Source organism: Streptomyces sp. NPDC102402 (assembly GCF_044765765.1).
Classification (GTDB): domain Bacteria; phylum Actinomycetota; class Actinomycetes; order Streptomycetales; family Streptomycetaceae; genus Streptomyces.
Genome location: NZ_JBIWKR010000004.1, coordinates 174,321 through 190,263, shown reverse-complemented (window position 1 = coordinate 190,263; position 15,943 = coordinate 174,321). Strand labels below are relative to the sequence as shown.

The 15,943-nt window shown below is 70.5% G+C and carries 16 protein-coding genes; 8 read left to right on the top strand and 8 right to left on the bottom strand.

Features of this window, described 5'->3' with window-relative positions; translation table 11 throughout:
* Nucleotides 1–409: 409 nt before the first annotated feature.
* From ACIRJR_RS14645 to ACIRJR_RS14630, 4 genes are all read left to right on the top strand, one after another.
* The gene (locus ACIRJR_RS14645; protein ID WP_403779204.1) at nucleotides 410–3,247 is read left to right on the top strand and encodes a glycoside hydrolase family 48 protein; all 2,838 of its coding nucleotides are present in this window, start codon (nucleotides 410–412) and stop codon (nucleotides 3,245–3,247) included.
* Nucleotides 3,248–3,450: 203 nt separating this feature from the next.
* The gene (locus ACIRJR_RS14640) at nucleotides 3,451–4,164 is read left to right on the top strand and encodes a DUF4230 domain-containing protein (RefSeq protein ID WP_403779201.1); all 714 of its coding nucleotides are present in this window, start codon (nucleotides 3,451–3,453) and stop codon (nucleotides 4,162–4,164) included.
* Between the two features lie 149 nt (nucleotides 4,165–4,313).
* Nucleotides 4,314–5,321, top strand: a complete 1,008-nt coding sequence (locus tag ACIRJR_RS14635; protein ID WP_403779198.1) for an alpha/beta fold hydrolase — start codon at nucleotides 4,314–4,316, stop codon at nucleotides 5,319–5,321.
* 52 nt (nucleotides 5,322–5,373) lie between these two features.
* Nucleotides 5,374–5,910, top strand: coding sequence for a DUF664 domain-containing protein (locus ACIRJR_RS14630; protein WP_403779195.1), 537 nt, complete (start codon nucleotides 5,374–5,376; stop codon nucleotides 5,908–5,910).
* Here the strand turns inward: ACIRJR_RS14630 and ACIRJR_RS14625 are convergent.
* Nucleotides 5,880–6,683, bottom strand: coding sequence for a helix-turn-helix domain-containing protein (locus tag ACIRJR_RS14625; RefSeq protein WP_403779192.1), 804 nt, complete (start codon nucleotides 6,681–6,683; stop codon nucleotides 5,880–5,882). The two genes, ACIRJR_RS14630 and ACIRJR_RS14625, sit on opposite strands and share 31 nt — an antisense overlap.
* 90 nt (nucleotides 6,684–6,773) lie before the next feature.
* On the opposite strand from ACIRJR_RS14625, the gene ACIRJR_RS14620 reads away from it, so the two are divergent.
* Together ACIRJR_RS14620 and ACIRJR_RS14615 are read left to right on the top strand one after the other, a co-directional pair.
* Complete coding sequence (locus tag ACIRJR_RS14620) at nucleotides 6,774–7,208, top strand: DUF2000 family protein (protein ID WP_403779189.1); 435 nt, start codon at nucleotides 6,774–6,776, stop codon at nucleotides 7,206–7,208.
* A gap of 120 nt (nucleotides 7,209–7,328) precedes the next feature.
* Entirely contained in the window at nucleotides 7,329–7,616 is a 288-nt protein-coding gene (locus ACIRJR_RS14615) for a hypothetical protein (protein WP_403779186.1), read from the top strand.
* 17 nt (nucleotides 7,617–7,633) lie between these two features.
* On the opposite strand, the gene ACIRJR_RS14610 is transcribed toward ACIRJR_RS14615, so the two are convergent.
* From ACIRJR_RS14610 to ACIRJR_RS14590, 5 genes are all read right to left on the bottom strand, one after another.
* Nucleotides 7,634–8,068, bottom strand: coding sequence for a protein-tyrosine phosphatase family protein (locus tag ACIRJR_RS14610; RefSeq protein ID WP_403779183.1), 435 nt, complete (start codon nucleotides 8,066–8,068; stop codon nucleotides 7,634–7,636).
* Nucleotides 8,069–8,202: 134 nt separating this feature from the next.
* Entirely contained in the window at nucleotides 8,203–10,185 is a 1,983-nt protein-coding gene (locus ACIRJR_RS14605; protein WP_403779180.1) for a fructose-specific PTS transporter subunit EIIC, read from the bottom strand.
* 82 nt (nucleotides 10,186–10,267) lie between these two features.
* Nucleotides 10,268–11,215: a 1-phosphofructokinase gene (gene pfkB / locus ACIRJR_RS14600; protein ID WP_403779177.1), complete on the bottom strand. Its 948-nt coding sequence runs from the start codon at nucleotides 11,213–11,215 to the stop codon at nucleotides 10,268–10,270.
* Complete coding sequence (locus ACIRJR_RS14595) at nucleotides 11,212–11,973, bottom strand: DeoR/GlpR family DNA-binding transcription regulator (protein WP_403780320.1); 762 nt, start codon at nucleotides 11,971–11,973, stop codon at nucleotides 11,212–11,214. The genes pfkB and ACIRJR_RS14595 overlap by 4 nt, the downstream gene beginning before the upstream one ends.
* Before the next feature lie 149 nt (nucleotides 11,974–12,122).
* On the bottom strand, nucleotides 12,123–12,377 hold the full coding sequence (locus ACIRJR_RS14590) for a DUF6296 family protein (RefSeq protein ID WP_403779174.1): 255 nt from the start codon (nucleotides 12,375–12,377) through the stop codon (nucleotides 12,123–12,125).
* Between the two features lie 275 nt (nucleotides 12,378–12,652).
* Between ACIRJR_RS14590 and ACIRJR_RS14585 the strand changes: the two genes are divergently transcribed.
* Both ACIRJR_RS14585 and ACIRJR_RS14580 read left to right on the top strand, forming a co-directional pair.
* Nucleotides 12,653–12,907 carry a DUF5133 domain-containing protein gene (locus ACIRJR_RS14585; protein ID WP_403779171.1) on the top strand — a complete coding sequence of 85 codons (255 nt, stop codon included), beginning with the start codon at nucleotides 12,653–12,655 and terminating at the stop codon, nucleotides 12,905–12,907.
* A 179-nt stretch (nucleotides 12,908–13,086) separates the two neighbouring features.
* Nucleotides 13,087–13,920 (top strand): PepSY domain-containing protein, encoded by an 834-nt coding sequence (locus tag ACIRJR_RS14580; protein WP_403779168.1) that lies wholly within the window; start codon nucleotides 13,087–13,089, stop codon nucleotides 13,918–13,920.
* A gap of 97 nt (nucleotides 13,921–14,017) precedes the next feature.
* Here the strand turns inward: ACIRJR_RS14580 and ACIRJR_RS14575 are convergent, their stop codons facing one another.
* On the bottom strand, nucleotides 14,018–14,512 hold the full coding sequence (locus ACIRJR_RS14575; protein WP_403779165.1) for a GNAT family N-acetyltransferase: 495 nt from the start codon (nucleotides 14,510–14,512) through the stop codon (nucleotides 14,018–14,020).
* Between the two features lie 83 nt (nucleotides 14,513–14,595).
* A complete protein-coding gene (locus ACIRJR_RS14570; protein ID WP_403779162.1) occupies nucleotides 14,596–15,792 on the bottom strand; it encodes a right-handed parallel beta-helix repeat-containing protein in 1,197 nt (398 codons plus the stop codon).
* Nucleotides 15,793–15,943 lie beyond the last annotated feature (151 nt).

The window sequence follows — 15,943 nt, the reverse complement described above, 5'->3', positions numbered from 1 at the left end:
CGAACAGGTGGTACGGATGCGCGGGTGGTGCATGAGCGACTCCTCGCAGATCGGGCGTGCCCCCTACGGCACGTCGACTGTGGAACCGCTCCCACTGGTTGGTTTGACGTTAGAGCGTCAAGTTGTGTCGGTCAACACACCGGTTCTCATCTCTTGGTATCGAAATAATTCGACTCTTCAGGTCTCTTGACTCCCATTTTCCTCATCCCCATGCTGGGAGCGCTCCCACTGGTTCAAGGCCTGTGCTCAACCCCGCACACCCCCCATGTCGCCGAGCCGCGAGGAGGTACTGCGCATGCCAACGGGACGCGCACGAAGAACCTGGTTACCAGGAAGACAAGGCAGAACCGGACCCGGAAGCCGCCGGTTGTGGACAGCGTCGGTGGCGGCTCTGGCCCTGCCTCTGGGCATGACCGCCGCCGCGGGCACGCCGGCCAGGGCCGCCGCAGTCCAATGCAGCGTCGACTACAAGGCCAATGACTGGGGTTCGGGTTTCAGCACCGAGCTCACCGTCACCAACAGGAGCACCGCCGCGATCGACGGCTGGACCCTGACCTACGACTACGCCGGCAACCAGAAGCTGACCAACGGCTGGAACGGCACCTGGTCCCAGTCGGGCAGGACCGTCACCGTCAAGAACGCGGCATGGAACGGCGCCGTCGCCGCCGGGGCCGCCGTCACGACGGGCGCGCAGTTCTCCTACAGCGGCACCAACACCGCGCCGACCGCCTTCGCCGTCAACGGCACGGCCTGCGTGGGCGCCCACCAGCCGCCCATCACCGTCCTCACCAGCCCGGCGGCGGGCGCCGTCTTCTCCGCCGGGGACCCCGTACCCCTGGCCGCGACCGCGGCGGCCGCCGACGGGGCGGGGATCAGCAAGGTCGAGTTCTACGACGACACCAAACTGCTCGGCACCGACACCACGTCCCCGTACACCTACAGCGCCGCGGGTCTCGCCGCCGGCGCCCACTCGGTGTACGCCCGGGCGTACGACAGCCTCGGCGCCTCGGCGGAGTCGACCCCCGCGGGCATCACGGTCGTCGCGGGTCCGGCCGTCGTGGCCACACCTGCCCAACTAGGCGTCCAGCAGGGCAAGTCGGGCACGTTCGACGTCTCCCTCTCGACCGCCCCGACCTCGCGGGTCACCGTCTCGGTGGCGCGGAGCGCCGGCAACTCCGGTCTGAGCGTCACCGGCGGCGCGAGCCTCTCCTTCACCTCGTCGAACTGGTCCACCCCCCAGAAGGTGACCGTCTCGGCGGACGGTTCGGGAACGGGCGCCGCGACCTTCACCGTGACGGCACCCGGGCACAGCAAGGCCGAGGTCACCGTCACCCAGCTCGCGGAGGCGAAGGACTACGACGCCCGCTTCCTCGACCTGTACGGGAAGATCACCGACCCGGCGAACGGCTACTTCTCCCCGGAGGGCATCCCCTACCACTCCGTCGAGACGCTGATCGTCGAAGCCCCTGACCAAGGACACGAGACGACGTCTGAGGCGTACAGCTACCTGATCTGGCTCCAGGCGATGTACGGGAAGATCACCGGGGACTGGGCGAAGTTCAACGGTGCGTGGGCGACCATGGAGAAGTACATGATCCCCACTCACGCCGACCAGCCCACGAACTCCTTCTACAACGCCTCGAAGCCCGCCACCTACGCGCCGGAGCACGACACGCCGAACGAGTACCCGGCGGTGCTCGACGGGTCGGCGACGTCCGGATCCGACCCGATCGCCTCCGAGCTGAAGAGCGCCTACGGCACGGACGACATCTACGGGATGCACTGGATCCAGGACGTCGACAACGTCTACGGCTACGGCAACTCCCCCGGGAAGTGCTCGGCCGGACCCACCAGCACCGGCCCGTCCTACATCAACACCTTCCAGCGCGGTTCGCAGGAGTCGGTCTGGGAGACCGTCACCCACCCCACCTGCGACAACTTCACCTACGGCGGTGACAACGGCTACCTGGACCTGTTCACCGGGGACGCCTCCTACGCCAAGCAGTGGAAGTTCACCAACGCCCCGGACGCGGACGCGCGTGCCGTGCAGGCCGCCTACTGGGCGGACGTCTGGTCGAAGGAGCAGGGCAAGTCCGGCGAGGTCTCCGCGACCGTCGGCAAGGCGGCGAAGATGGGCGACTACCTCCGCTACTCCATGTTCGACAAGTACTTCAAGAAGGTCGGGAACTGCGTCGGCCCGACCACCTGCCCCGCCGGCAGCGGCAAGGACAGCGCGCACTACCTGATGTCCTGGTACTACGCCTGGGGCGGCGCGACCGACACCTCGGCCGGCTGGTCCTGGCGCATCGGATCCAGTCATGCCCACGGCGGATACCAGAACCCCATGGCCGCCTACGCGCTGAGCTCGGTCGCCGACCTGAAGCCCAAGTCGGCCACGGGACAGCAGGACTGGGCCAAGAGCCTGGACCGGCAGATGGACTTCTACCAGTGGCTCCAGTCCGACGAGGGCGCCATCGCGGGCGGTGCGACCAACAGCTGGAAGGGCAGCTACGCCCAGCCGCCGGCGGGAACACCCACCTTCTACGGCATGTACTACGACGAGAAGCCGGTCTACCACGACCCCCCGTCCAACCAGTGGTTCGGCTTCCAGGCGTGGTCCATGGAGCGTGTCGCCGAGTACTACCACGAGTCGGGCGACGCCCAGGCGAAGGCCGTACTCGACAAGTGGGTCGACTGGGCCCTGTCCGAGACGACCATCAACCCGGACGGCACCTACCTCATGCCGTCCACCCTCAAGTGGTCGGGCGCACCCGACACCTGGAACGCGTCGAGTCCCGGCGCGAACTCCGGACTCCACGTCACCGTCGCCGACTACACCAACGACGTCGGGGTGGCCGGCGCCTACGCCAGGACGCTGACCTACTACGCCGCCAAGTCCGGTGACGCCGAGGCGAAGGCCACGGCCGAGGGGCTGCTCGACGGCATGTGGAGCCACTACCAGGACGACGCGGGGATCGCGGTTCCGGAGACCCGTGCTGACTACAACCGGTTCGACGACCCGGTGTACGTCCCGAGCGGCTGGACGGGCGCGATGCCCAACGGGGACACCGTCGACAACGACTCGACGTTCCTCTCCATCCGGTCGTTCTACAAGGACGACCCGAACTGGCCGAAGGTGCAGGCGTATCTGGACGGCGGTGCCGCTCCGGTCTTCACCTATCACCGGTTCTGGGCGCAGACCGACGTCGCACTGGCTCTGGGGGCGTACGCAGACCTCCTGGAGTGAGTGACGGCAGTGCCTGGGTGTTCCGGCCGCCGGCTACCAGCCGGCGGCCGGAACGTGTCGCTGTCGTGCGCGGGCCTCGACCGGCCGGACGGACGGAGGGGCCGCAGACGGCCGGCACGGCCCGAAGGCCGCCGCCCGTACAGGATCTGGCGTAATCGGCGCTCCGGCGGAGTGAAACCGCCGGACCGGGTCACACGGAAGGTATGACGTCCACTGACGTAAGGACAGACAGCACCGGGGATCCGGGTCAGGGCGGCTCGCCGCGACGCCGCGGCCGCATGCGAGGATGCCTGCCGTTCGCCGGGGTGTGCGCGGCGGCGCTGGTCCTGCTGTTCCTGGGCTCCCGGCTCAGCCTGCTGCCGGGGTTCGGCAGCCTCTTCGAGGAGGAGACCACGGACCGCTCAGGCCCCGCGGTGCTCAAGTCCATCCAGGACATGAGCGCCTACGAGGCCGCCTCCGGCAACTTCCAGGTCGTCGTCGATCTGGAGAAGGATGCCAAGTACCTCCCTGACGCCATCCGCGGCACCCGGACGCTGTACGTCGGCGCGGGCACGGTCGGTGCCTCCGTCGACCTCGGCAAGGTCGGTGCGGACGGGGTGACCGTCAACGAGGACCGCACCACGGCCGAGATCGTGCTGCCCCACGCGGTGCTGGGCAAGCCCGCCCTGGATCCCGACCGCTCCTACGCCGTGTCCAAGCAGCGCGGCTTCCTCGACCGGCTCGGCGACTTCTTCTCCGACAATCCCGGCAGCGAGCAGGCGGTCAACAAGCTCGCGGCCAAGCACATCGGAGAGGCGGCCGAGGAGAGCGGCCTGACGAAGCGGGCGGAGAAGAACACCACGTCCATGCTCCAGGGGCTCCTGGGGTCCCTCGGATTCGAGAAGGTCACCGTCCGCTACACCGATCCGCCGGGCTGACCCCTCAGCCACCCGCCGCCGAACACCCGCGTCCGCTCGCCCGAGTGCGGCGCCGCCGGTTTTGCCGTAACGGCAAGTTCCCTTGTCCAGAGCCTCGGCCTCGCTGGAGCATGGTCACGCAGACCAGCCCCGGCGATACGAGGAGACCCATGCCGAAGCCCGCTTCCGCCGTCGAGCCCTCCACCACCGTCCCGGGGGCGGTCCACCGCACGGTGGACGTCCCCGGCGGCAGGATCCACCTCCTGGAGCAGGGGACAGGCCCCCTCGTCCTCATGATCCACGGCTTCCCCGAGACGTCGTACTCCTGGCGCCACCAGCTCTCCGCCGTCGCCGCGGCGGGCTTCCGCGCTGTGGCGATCGATGTCCGCGGGTACGGACGCTCCTCGGTACCGGGCCCCGTGGAGGCTTACCGGATGACGGCCCACGTCTCCGACAACGTCGGCGTGGTGCACGCCCTCGGTGAGGAGACCGCGACCGTCGTCGGCCACGACTGGGGCTCGTCCATCGCCGCCGACAGCGCGCTCCTGAGGCCGGACATGTTCACGGCCGCGGCCCTGCTCAGTGTCCCCTACGCCCCCTGGAACGATGTCCGGCCCACGGACGGCTTCGCACGCATCGGGGGGAGCGAGGAGTTCTACGTCAGCTACTTCCAGCAGCCCGGCCGTGCCGAGGCCGAGATCGAACCCGACGTGCGTGGGTGGCTCGGAGGCTTCTACACCTCGCTGTCCGGCGACACGATGCCGCCTCCGGGCACCGCCAGCCCCTTCTCCGTGCCGGCCGGAGCGGCCATGCGCGACCGATTCACCCGTGGCGCGCTGCCTTCCTGGCTCACCGAGCGCGAACTCGACCTCCTCAGCGCCGAATTCGAGCGGACCGGCCTGACCGGGGCCCTCGGCCGCTACCGGAACGTCGACCGCGACTGGGAGGACCTGGCCGCCTGGGACGGAGCCCGCCTCGCCTGCCCCGCGCTCTTCATCGGCGGTGCGCTCGACTCCTCCACCACCTGGATGGCCGACGCCATCGCGGCCCACAGCACGACCCTCCCGGGCCTGGTCTCCTCGCACATCCTCGACGGGTGCGGCCACTGGATCCAGCAGGAACGTCCCGAGGAGGTCAACGCCCTGCTCACGAAGTGGCTGCACACCGTGCGACCGTGACGGCCGCGTGTCGAAGCCCGGACCCCGTCGGCGCACCGGCCAAGGTGGGCCCATGAACAGTGCAGGCATTCTGGCCGACGCGTTCGAGCGAATCCACGAAGCGGTGCACGCCGCGGTCGACGGTCTCCCACCGGAGGATCTCAACGCCCGGCTCGACGACGACGCCAATTCCCTCGCCTGGCTCGTGTGGCACCTCACGCGCGTCCAGGACGACCACATCGCCGACGCGGCCGGGACCGAGCAGCTCTGGTTCGCCCAGGACTGGGCCGCCCGCTTCGAACTGCCCCTCGAGGAGGGCTCGACCGGATACGGCCACAGCAGCGCGGAGGTGGGCTCGGTGCGAGTGACCTCGGCCGACCTGCTCCTCGGCTACTTCGACGCCGTGAGCGGCCGGACCCTCGACTTCGTCCGGGGACTCGACGGCCGGGCCCTCGACCGTGTCGTGGACGATTCCTGGTCGCCTCCGGTGACCCTGGGCGTGCGGCTCATCAGCGTCATCGCCGACGACCTGCAGCACGCGGGTCAGGCGGCCTTCGTGCGCGGAGTGCTGGAGCGCCGTCAGGACACCGGGGCTCCGGCCCGCGCGTAGTGTCCCGGACTCGTGCCGACCACGCGCTTGAAGTGCCGGGAGAAGTGGGACTGGTCGTAGAAGCCGGCCGAGGCCGCGACCTCCGGCGCGCGCATTCCTCCGAGCAGCAGGCGGCGGGCCAGATCCACGCGGCGTCCCGTCAGGTACTGGTGCGGAGCCATGCCGAACTCGCGGCCGAAGGCCCGCACCAGGTGCGTGTGATGGGTGTGCAGCCGCTCCGCAGCGGCGCGGAGCGGCAGCCCCTCCACGAAGTGCTCGTCCAGCAGATCCCGGAGAGCGTGCGCGACCCTGCGGTCGGGCACCCGCGTGGCCACCTGCTCGTCGCGCAGATGTCCTGAGAGGCGTTCGGAGACGAGCGCGAGACGGCTCTGCGCCTCCAGTTCGTCCCCGGGGTGCCGGAGCGTGAGGTGAAGCTGGTGGATCCGTTGGCGCAACCGCGGATCCCTGAGCACCGGCCGGTCCACCGCGCGTCCGACGAGGCCCACGTCGATCTGGGTGGTGTTCAGGTACAGGACCCGCTTGCGGAACCCCCCAGGAGACGCCGCACCGCCGTTGTGCGGGACGTGCGGAGGCAGCAGCGTCACCACCGAGCTGGGTGCCCCGTGCTCGTGACGGTCCAGGTCGTAGCGGACCGTTCCCTCGTCGACGATGAGCAGCGTCCACGCGTCGTGCGTGTGCATCGGGTACGCGTGGTCGGCGAAGTGCGCGTGGAAGACCTCGTCGATCCCCTCTACGCGCGGACGCCACGCGGTGATGTCCGGCCTCGCTCCCATGGGGGAATCGTACAAGAGCGTCCCTGGCACGCCGCGGCGTGCAAACTTCGTACAAGACGTCCCGCGGTGGCACCCGGCAGGCTCCTGGACATGACCGACGAAACCAACGCACCCGTACGCTTCGACACCAAGATCGCTGTGCTCCTCCGCGACGACCTCGAGACCTGGCAGCGCCTCAACGTCACCGCCTTCCTGGTCAGTGGTCTCGGGACGCAGGTGCCCGAGGTGATCGGCGAGCCGTACGCCGACGCCGACGACACCCCGTACCTGCCCATGTTCCGGCAGCCCGTCCTCGTGTTCGCCGGGTCCAAGGAACTCCTGACGACCGCGCACACCAGGGCGGTCGGGCGGGGCGCGACCCTGGCCGTCTTCACGTCCGACCTCTTCTCGACCGGCCACGACGAGGCCAACAGGGCCGCCGTGCGGGCGGTGCGCAGGGACGCGATGGACCTGGTGGGCCTGGCCGTGTACGGGCCTCGCAACGCCGTCGACAAGATCCTCAAGGGCGCGTCGATGCACCCCTGAGCGCGTCCCGGAGTCACCGGGCGGATACTCACGGACACACCCGTGCGAGTGAGGGTTCGCGGTGCCATACTCGTAATCAGTCCGCTAGACAGGCGTGTCATTGTCCGAAAGGCGACGGTCATGAACTGGGCATCGTGGACCACCCTCGGTGTCTTCGCGGGAACCGGCGGAGTGCGCACCGAAGAAGTAGGTGTCGTGAGCGGTGATCTGACCGTACACACGACGTGGACCCAGGAGCAGGCAGAGGTGGCCGTTCAGTTCAGCGGCGCCTCGGACTGGTTCACCCTGGCAGGCAGTCCGGTGCCGTGCCCCTCCGAGGAAGCGAGCAGGGCCCTCCACCAGAACGTGGTGGAGGCGGTACGCGCCGGCGGCGGAGCCACGGTCCCGGCTCCGCACCCGGTGGAGTAGACCCTGCGAGCAGCCGTTCAGATTCCCGCGAAGCGCATCACGTACCGCCGCTGCCAAGGCGTCTCCACAGCCTTGGGGTGGTAGTTCCGCCGGACGTAGGCGACCGCCTCCGCCGCCGGGACCCCGTCCAGCACGGCCAGGCAGGCGAGAGCCGTCCCGGTCCGTCCCCGGCCGCCTCCGCACGCGACCTCGACCCGTTCGTCCGGGGCTCGGCTCCACACCTCCCTCAGCACGGAGCGCGCCGCCTCGTTGTCGGCGGGGAGCCGGAAGTCGGGCCAGCGAACCCACCGTGACTCCCAGACGACCGGAGGCGGGGGCCCGCCCAGCAGATGGACCGCGAAGGTGGGCTCGGGGCCCTCGGGCAGCGGCCGCCTCAGACCGCGGCCGCGGACCAGCCGCCCCGAGGGCAGCCGCAGCACACCGCCGGCCGACGGTTCCCAGGTCTCCGTCATGTTCCTCCTTCGCCTCGACGTCCTGGAACATAAGGGTAGCCAGGGCGTGCTGTCCGCTGCGGGAGCCGACGGAAGCGCTGCGCCGCTACAGGGGTTCACTCCTGGGCGGAGGGGATCTGCGATGGGGGACGGGATCAGACGGCCGCGGCCACGCCGGCGCCGTCCTCGGCCGGGGCGGTGGACTCCCGGGTGCGTCGCACGCCCTTGAGGGCGACGACCAGCATGGTGGAGACCGCGGTGCCGGCGGCGATCGCCAGCAGGTAGGGGAACGGCTCGCCGATGAGCGGGACGACGAACACACCACCGTGCGGAGCGCGGAGCGTGCAGCCGAAGGCCATGGACAGTGCGCCCGTGACCGCTCCGCCGGCCATCACCGACGGGATCACGCGGAGGGGGTCAGCCGCGGCGAACGGAATGGCCCCCTCGGTGATGAACGAGGCGCCCAGTACCCATGCGGCCCGGCCGTTCTCCCGCTCGGTCCGGGTGAACAGACCCCGGCGTACGGTCGTGGCGAGGGCCATCGCCAGCGGCGGCACCATGCCGGCCGCCATCACCGCGGCCATGACCTTGAGGCTGCCGGGCACCGGATCGGCCAGGCCGCCCACCGCGAAGGCGTACGCCACCTTGTTCAGGGGCCCGCCCATGTCGAAGCACATCATCAGGCCGAGGACGACGCCGAGGACGACCGCGTTGGAGCCCGACAGCCCGTTCAGCCAGTCGGTGAGCGCGTTCTGGAGCGAGGCGACGGGTTTGCCCACCACGACGAACATCAGGAAGCCGACGGCGATCGACGCGACCAGGGGGATCACGAGTACCGGCATGATTCCGCGCAGCGTGGGATGCACCTTGACCCGCTGGATCGCCATCACCGCCCCACCCGCGAGCAGGCCCGCGACCAGGCCGCCGAGGAAGCCCGCGTCGACGGTGAGCGCGATGGCACCGCCGACGAAGCCGGGGACGAGAGCGGGCCGGTCCGCCATCCCGTAGGCGATGTATCCCGCGAGCACCGGTACGAGGAAGCCGAAAGCGGCGGTGCCGATCTGGTTCAGCAGAGCGGCCCAGCTGGCCGCCTCGCCCCAGACGAAGTGGTCCGCCACCGACTCGGCGCTCGCGATCTCGTAGCCGCCGATGGCGAACGAGAGGGCGATGAGCAGTCCTCCGGCCGCGACGAAGGGCACCATGTAGCTGACGCCGGACATCAGATAGGTCCGCAGCCGCACACCGAGGTGCCCGGACGTCTCCGCGGCACCGCCCGTACCGGAGGCCCCTTCCTCGCCCGCGTCGGAGATGGTGCGGGCCTCTCCTCGCGCGGCCTTGAGCCGGGCTTCGGAGATCAGCTCGGCGGGCCGGTTGATCCCGGCCTTCACCCCGGTGTCGACGACCGGTTTGCCGCCGAACCGGGCCTTCTCCCGTACGTCGACGTCATGCGCCCAGATGACGGCGTCCGCGGCGGCGATGACCGCCGGATCCAGCCGCTCGAACCCGGCCGAGCCCTGTGTCTCCACGTGCAGCACCACGCCCTGGGCGTGCGCGGCCGCCTCCAGGGACTCGGCGGCCATGTAGGTGTGCGCGATACCGGTCGGGCAGGAGGTGACGGCGACGATACGGAACGGCTCCCCCGTCCGCGCCTCCGTCGCCTCCGCCTCCGCCTCCGTCTCCGCGACCGGCGCGGGCGCCTCTTCGCCGCGGATCAGTGCCGCGGCGGCGGCAGGATCACCCTCCGCCCGCAGTGCGCCGGTGAAGCCGGGGTCCATGAGCCGTCGGGCCAGGCTCGACAGAATGGTCAGGTGGTCGTCGTCCGCACCGGCGGGCGCGGCTATCAGGAAGACGAGGTCCGCGGGCCCGTCGGGGGCGCCGAAGTCGATGCCCGTTGTGCTGCGGCCGAAAGCGAGCGTCGGCGTCGCGACGTGCTCGCTCCGGCAGTGCGGGATTCCGATGCCGCCGTCCAGACCGGTCGGCATCTGGGCCTCGCGGGCCGCCACATCGGTGAGAAAGCCCTCCAGGTCGGTGACCCGGCCCGCCGCGAGCATGCGTTCCGCCAGCGCACGGGCGGCCGCGCTCTTCGTCTCGGCGGACAGATCGAGGTCGACCAGGTCCGCGGTGATCAGCTCACTCAACGCGGGGCTCCTTACTCGTGGACCGTCAGGGCGACGGCGCGGGGGACGGGGGCGTCGTACGGCTGCACAGATGTGCGGGGGGTCATGCGGCCGGCTCCGTGAGGGCCAGGTCCAGGGGGATGTCGGCGGTGGTGACCACCGCCGTCGGATCGAGGTCGGCGGGCGTCGGCATGACGCTTCCGGGCAGCCGCACGGCCGCGGCGCCGTGGGCCACAGCTGCCGACAGGGCGTCGCGGCCCTGTCCTCCGGCGGTCAGGAACCCCGCCAGAGAGGCGTCCCCCGCACCGACGTCGCTCCGGACCGCGTCCACCCGGGCGCCGGCGAAGTACGCGCCGGACGGCTCGACCAGAAGCTGGCCGACGGCGCCCAGGCTGGCGAGCACGGAGTGCGCTCCGAGCTCGCACAGTTCCCGCGCCGCCTCGAGCGCGTCACCGACCGTCGTGAGGGAGCGGCCCACGGCTTCCGCCAGCTCCTGAGCGTTCGGCTTGATCACGTCGGGCCGCTCGGGCAGTGCGGCGACGAGTGCGGCGCCCGAGGTGTCGAGAGCGATTCGGACGCCGGCCCGGTGACTGCGGGCGACCAGTTCGGCGTACCACCGCGGCGGAAGTCCGCGCGGCAGGCTCCCGCAGCAGGCGATCCAGTCCGCGCCCTCCGACCGTGCCCGGACGGTGTCCAGCAGTCGCTCGGCCTCGGCCGGGGTGATCTCGGGCCCCGCCGCGTTGACCTTGGTGAGCGTGCCGTCGGGTTCGACCAAAGTGATGTTGACACGGGTGCTGCCGGTGATCGGCACCCCGGCGGCCTTGATGCCGTACTCCCCGAGGAGCCGGGCCAGCAGGTCACCCTCGGGCCCGCCCAACGGCGCGACGGCCACCGTGCGATGCCCGGCGGCGGCGATCGCCCGGGAGACGTTGACGCCCTTGCCGCCGGGATCGACGCGGTCCCCGGTGGCTCGCAGAACGGCGCCCCGTGTGAGCCCCGGCAGTTCGTACGTGCGGTCCAGACTCGGATTGGGCGTGACGGTGAGGATCATGCGCGCACCACTTCGGTGCCCCGGCTCTCGATGGCACGGGCGTCCGCGGGGCTCAGACCCGTATCGGTGATCAGCAGGTCGACCTGGGAGAGATCACCGAAGCGGGCGAAGTGCTCCTGACCGGACTTGCCCGAGTCGGCGAGGAGCACCACTCTGCGGGCCGCCGCGACCACGGCGCGCTTCACGGCGGCCTCGGCCAGGTCCGGGGTGGTCAGGCCGCCTTCGGGCGAGAAACCGTTCGTGCCGAGGAAGACGACATCCGCGTTGATCTCGGCGTACGCGCTCAGCGCCCAGGCGTCCACGGCCGCGCGGGTGCGGTGCCGGACCCTGCCGCCGACCAGGTGCAGCGCGATCCCGGGATGGTCCGAGAGCCGTGCTGCGACCGGCAGCGCGTGCGTGACCACGGTCAGGCGCGAGTCGATCGGAACGGCGGCCGCCAGCCTGACGGTCGTCGTTCCGGCATCGATGATGATGTTGCCGTCGGTGGGCAGTTCTCCCAGAGCGGCGGCGGCGATGCGGTCCTTCTCGTCGGCGGCCACGGTGTCGCGCTCCGCCAGGTCCGGCTCGAACCCGAGCCGGCCGGCCGGAATGGCGCCGCCGTGCACCCGGCGGAGGAGGCCTGCCCGGTCGAGAGCCTTGAGGTCCCGGCGGACCGTCTCCGCGGTCACCTGGAACCGCTCGGCCAGGGACAGCACGTCGACGCGTCCGCTCTCGCCTGCGAGGCGGAGGATCTCCTGCTGCCGCTCCGGTGCGTACATGTGGTTACGTATCCGTTTCATGCCCGAGTCTGTGGATTCACCGCAGACTACGACTGCACTCGTGGAAAGTAAACACGTTCGGGCAACAAGTGGGCGTGAACGGGCTTGGGTGGGGAGACACGGACCGATCGCGGGGCGGCGGGGACTCCTCAGTCGGTGCCGTGCGACGCCGTCCCGGGGCTCAGCGGCCTGGCCAGCAGCGGTACCCCCAGGACCTGGTGGCCGCCGCTCGCCTGCATGCGGACTTCACCGCGCTCGCTGATCTCGGCGCGCACGATCCCGCTCTCGTCCTCGTACACCGGGTAACCGCCCGCGCCGGAGCGCGCCGTCAGGTGGACGACGACCACGTCGTCCTCCGCTCCGCCCGCCTGGAAGATGAGTTCGTAACTCTCCGGATAAGCCATGACCGACCTCCTGACCGGGCGGCGAAAGCCCGCCCACCCGTCCTTTCCATTGTTTCCCAACGGGACGCCCGGCGCGCCGCGGCCAGAGCCGGGTGACCGTCCGTGATTGCGGATGCGGAATGGGTGAGGCGGAGCGACCATCATCTGCAAGGGATCGGACGCGTGCTGTCAGCTTCGCACGGCCGCCCGTGACGCCAGGCGGTTCCGCCGGCGCGATCGGACTTCGTCGGTGCGGGGCCCGCGGGCTCCCGGCCGCCCTGTGGAGAGGAACTGCCGTGCTGATGGCCAATCCCGCAACGCTGCGGAATCTCGTCAAGCGCTACGAGTCACTGCGAAGCACCCATGCGCGGCTGGGCACTTCCGAGAGCAGCCGCCGACTCGAGGACGTCTCCTACACGCTCTGCGTCACCACGGGGACGAGGACCGTGCCCGATGCCCTGGCCGCGGCGGCGGCGCAGTTGCGCGCCGTCCCTTCCGCGGGATCGCTGGGCACGCCGGCGGGGCCGGCCGAGGTTCAGCTGACCGCCTGACACGGCACGGTCCTCAGGGCGAATGGCGCCGGCTCCGTCGAGCCGGCGCCATTCCCCTGCCTGGACGATTCCTGGCCGCGAGGGCACGACGCGCCGAATGGGTCGAGGGCGCCGTCGATCGGGTGACACCGGCCGGTCGGACAACATGACTGTTCATGGTGGCGGCTAGGGATGCCAGCATGAGATTTGAGCACCGTCGAAACACGACCGTTTCCCCGCGTACGCGCCGGCTCCGCGTGGCAGCCGGCGCCCTGTGCGCCGCTGCTCTTGCAGCCACCCTCGTGACCGGTTGCGGTCAGGACAGCGGCGACCAGACCGCTGCGGAGACCTCTGAGGCCGCGAAGGTCCTTCCGAACCAGACGACCAGCCCGTCCGGGAGCGTTTCGGGCAGTCCCTCGGAGACGGCGCAGTTGACCGAGGACCAGACCGAGCGCAAGAACCTGCTCTCGACCGTGAAGATCACCTTCGACAAGGCCGCCACGACGGCTGTCGGTGAGGTGTCCGGTGGCAAGCTGACCGATCTGGACCTCGAGGGACTCGACGACGAGGACGACGCGAGCGGCAGCCCGAGCCCGTCCGGCAGCCCGAGCCCCTCCGGCAGTCCCAGCCCGTCCGGCAGCCCGAGCCCCTCCGGCAGTCCCAGCCCGTCCGGCAGCTCCGCCGGTCCGAAGTGGGTCGCCGAGGTCGCCGAGGAGGACGGCACGGCGCACAACGTCACCATCGACGCGGTGTCCGGTGAGGTCATCGATTCCTCCCCGGACGCCGATCAGAGCGACGCGGACAAGACGGAGCTGGCCGACCAGCTCTCCAAGGCGACGCAGACCCCCCAGCAGGCGGCCAAGGCCGCCACGGACGAGAAGTCGGGGTGGGTCACCTCGATCGGCCTCGACGAGAACGACAGCCAGGTCCTGGTCTGGCAGGTCGACGTGGTCTCGAAGGACTACAAGAAGACCACCTTCGACGTGGACGCGGCCAAGGGCACGATCACGGACGAGCAGATCGACGACGACTGATCACCGGACGAACCGATCCTCGGTGGCGTGCCGCAGCGCGGTGCGCCACCGACGTGTGTCCTCCCGCCCGTTCGGGAACGGGCGGACACACCGGGACTCAGCGGCCCGCGTCCGCCAGATCACGGGTGAAGCGCAGGCCGGGCCTTCCTACGAGTGTGATCGCGTCGGCCTCGACGAATCCGGTACGGGCCAGCACGGCCCGTGAGCCGGCGTTGTCCACCGTCGTCTCGGCCCGGAGCACGGTCAGGCCGTACTCCTCGAACGCGAGCGCACACACCTGGCGAACCCCCGAGGTGGCCAGTCCCCGCCCCGCGGCCGACTCGGCCATCCGGTACCCGAGCTCGGCGGAGCCGCCCTCCACGCCGACGAGGTTGAACCGCCCCAGCACGGCCCCGCCGGTGTCCGTCAGGACATGGAAGTGATGCACTCCTGCCGCCTGCTCCGCGAGCAGTTCGGCGTGGCGCTCGTCGAACCGGGTGAAGTAGTCGTCGCCCCGGTCAGGGATCGACGCGGCGAAGTACGCGCGGTTCCGACGCTCGAAATCGAGCAGGGCCGGGGCGTGATCGGGACGCAGGCGTTCCAGGACGGTCATGCCGTGACCCTACCCAGACCGCTTCCGGAAGGTGCCGGCGTGGCGGCCGGGACCCGGCTCACCGGGCGCGGCACCCCGGGCCCTCACAGCCGGGCCCCGACCGAGGCGCCGCCGCGAGGGACGAGGAACGCCGGCGCGGACGGAAGGGAGCCGCCGGCTGTGCGCGGGCCCGTGACGGCTGACGGGTCCGTGCTGAGGACCGAGGCGTCGTTCCACGTACCGCCGATGTCCCATGAGTTGCCGCTCGACACGGTGTCCGTGCCGACCGCGGCGGGGCGACCGTCCGAGACGGCCAGGTTCGCGGAAAGTCCTGCGTGCGAACCCGCCGTGTCGGCGTCGAACCCGGTGCCGCTGTTGGCGAACGTGGTGTTGCCGCTCAGAGTGAGCGCGCCCGGATTGCCGTTGTCGGTGACACCGTGCTTCGCGTTCTCGAACGCCATCGAGTTGCGGACGGTGTGGCCCGCCGGGGGAGCGGGTGTGCCGCCGCCGAGCTTGAAGCCGTTGCCGTCACCCGCGAAGTCGGGAAAGTCCCAGCGGTTGTAACCGTTGCCGTAGGCGATCGTGTTCTCGACCAGGACCGGTGAGGCGAACTTCCAGGCGTCGAAGCCGTCGTCGACGTTGTTCCACAGCCGTACCCCGCGCACCACGTTGCCCGCGCCGCTTCCTTCCTTGATGCCCAGACCATCGGCGCTCTCGCCGTTCTTGCGCGGGTCACGGTTGCCGAAGCTGTCGAGGTCGATGATCTGGTTGTCGCTCGAGTCGCCCTGGAGCTGGAAGCCGGTCTCGTAGTTGTCGCGCGTGGTGAGGCGGGAGAAGACGTTGCCGTCACAGCTGTCGCAGTAGTACCCGTACGGGCCGTTGACGATCTCCAGATCGGACACTCGCCAGTGCGATGCCTCCTGGTGGATCGCACCGCGCTCCGCACGCGGGATGCTGCCCCCGACCGGCGTGTGGCTCGCGGAGAGCGCCTCGCCGTCGATGACGACCTGTTCGTCCTGGTACGCGCCGAGAGTGATCGGCTGGGACGCCTCGCCCGAGGTGGTGATGGTGATGTTGTCCACGAGGGCGTAGGTCCCGCCCCGGACGGCGATCACATCGCCGGGGCCGGCCCTGTCGACGGCCTCCTGGATGGTGCGCAGTGGCGCATCGAGGGTGCCCGCCGCGGAGTCGTCGCCGTCCACGGCCACGACGACGGGTGACGTGGCGGCCGACGCCCCGTCGGGCGCCGTGGTGATCGCGGCTCCCAGAACGACCGCTATGGACAGGCCGACGATGCGCATACGAGCTCCTGGTTCGATCCTCACGAGGCGGCTGGCGAGGGACAGTGGTCGCCGGTGCCCGAAACGTTGCCGCGTTCGGAAGGTGCTGTCCGAGCGTCGGCGGACAAGACCCGAGGGCGGTGGGAGTCGCTGGCCGCGTCATGGCCTGCCC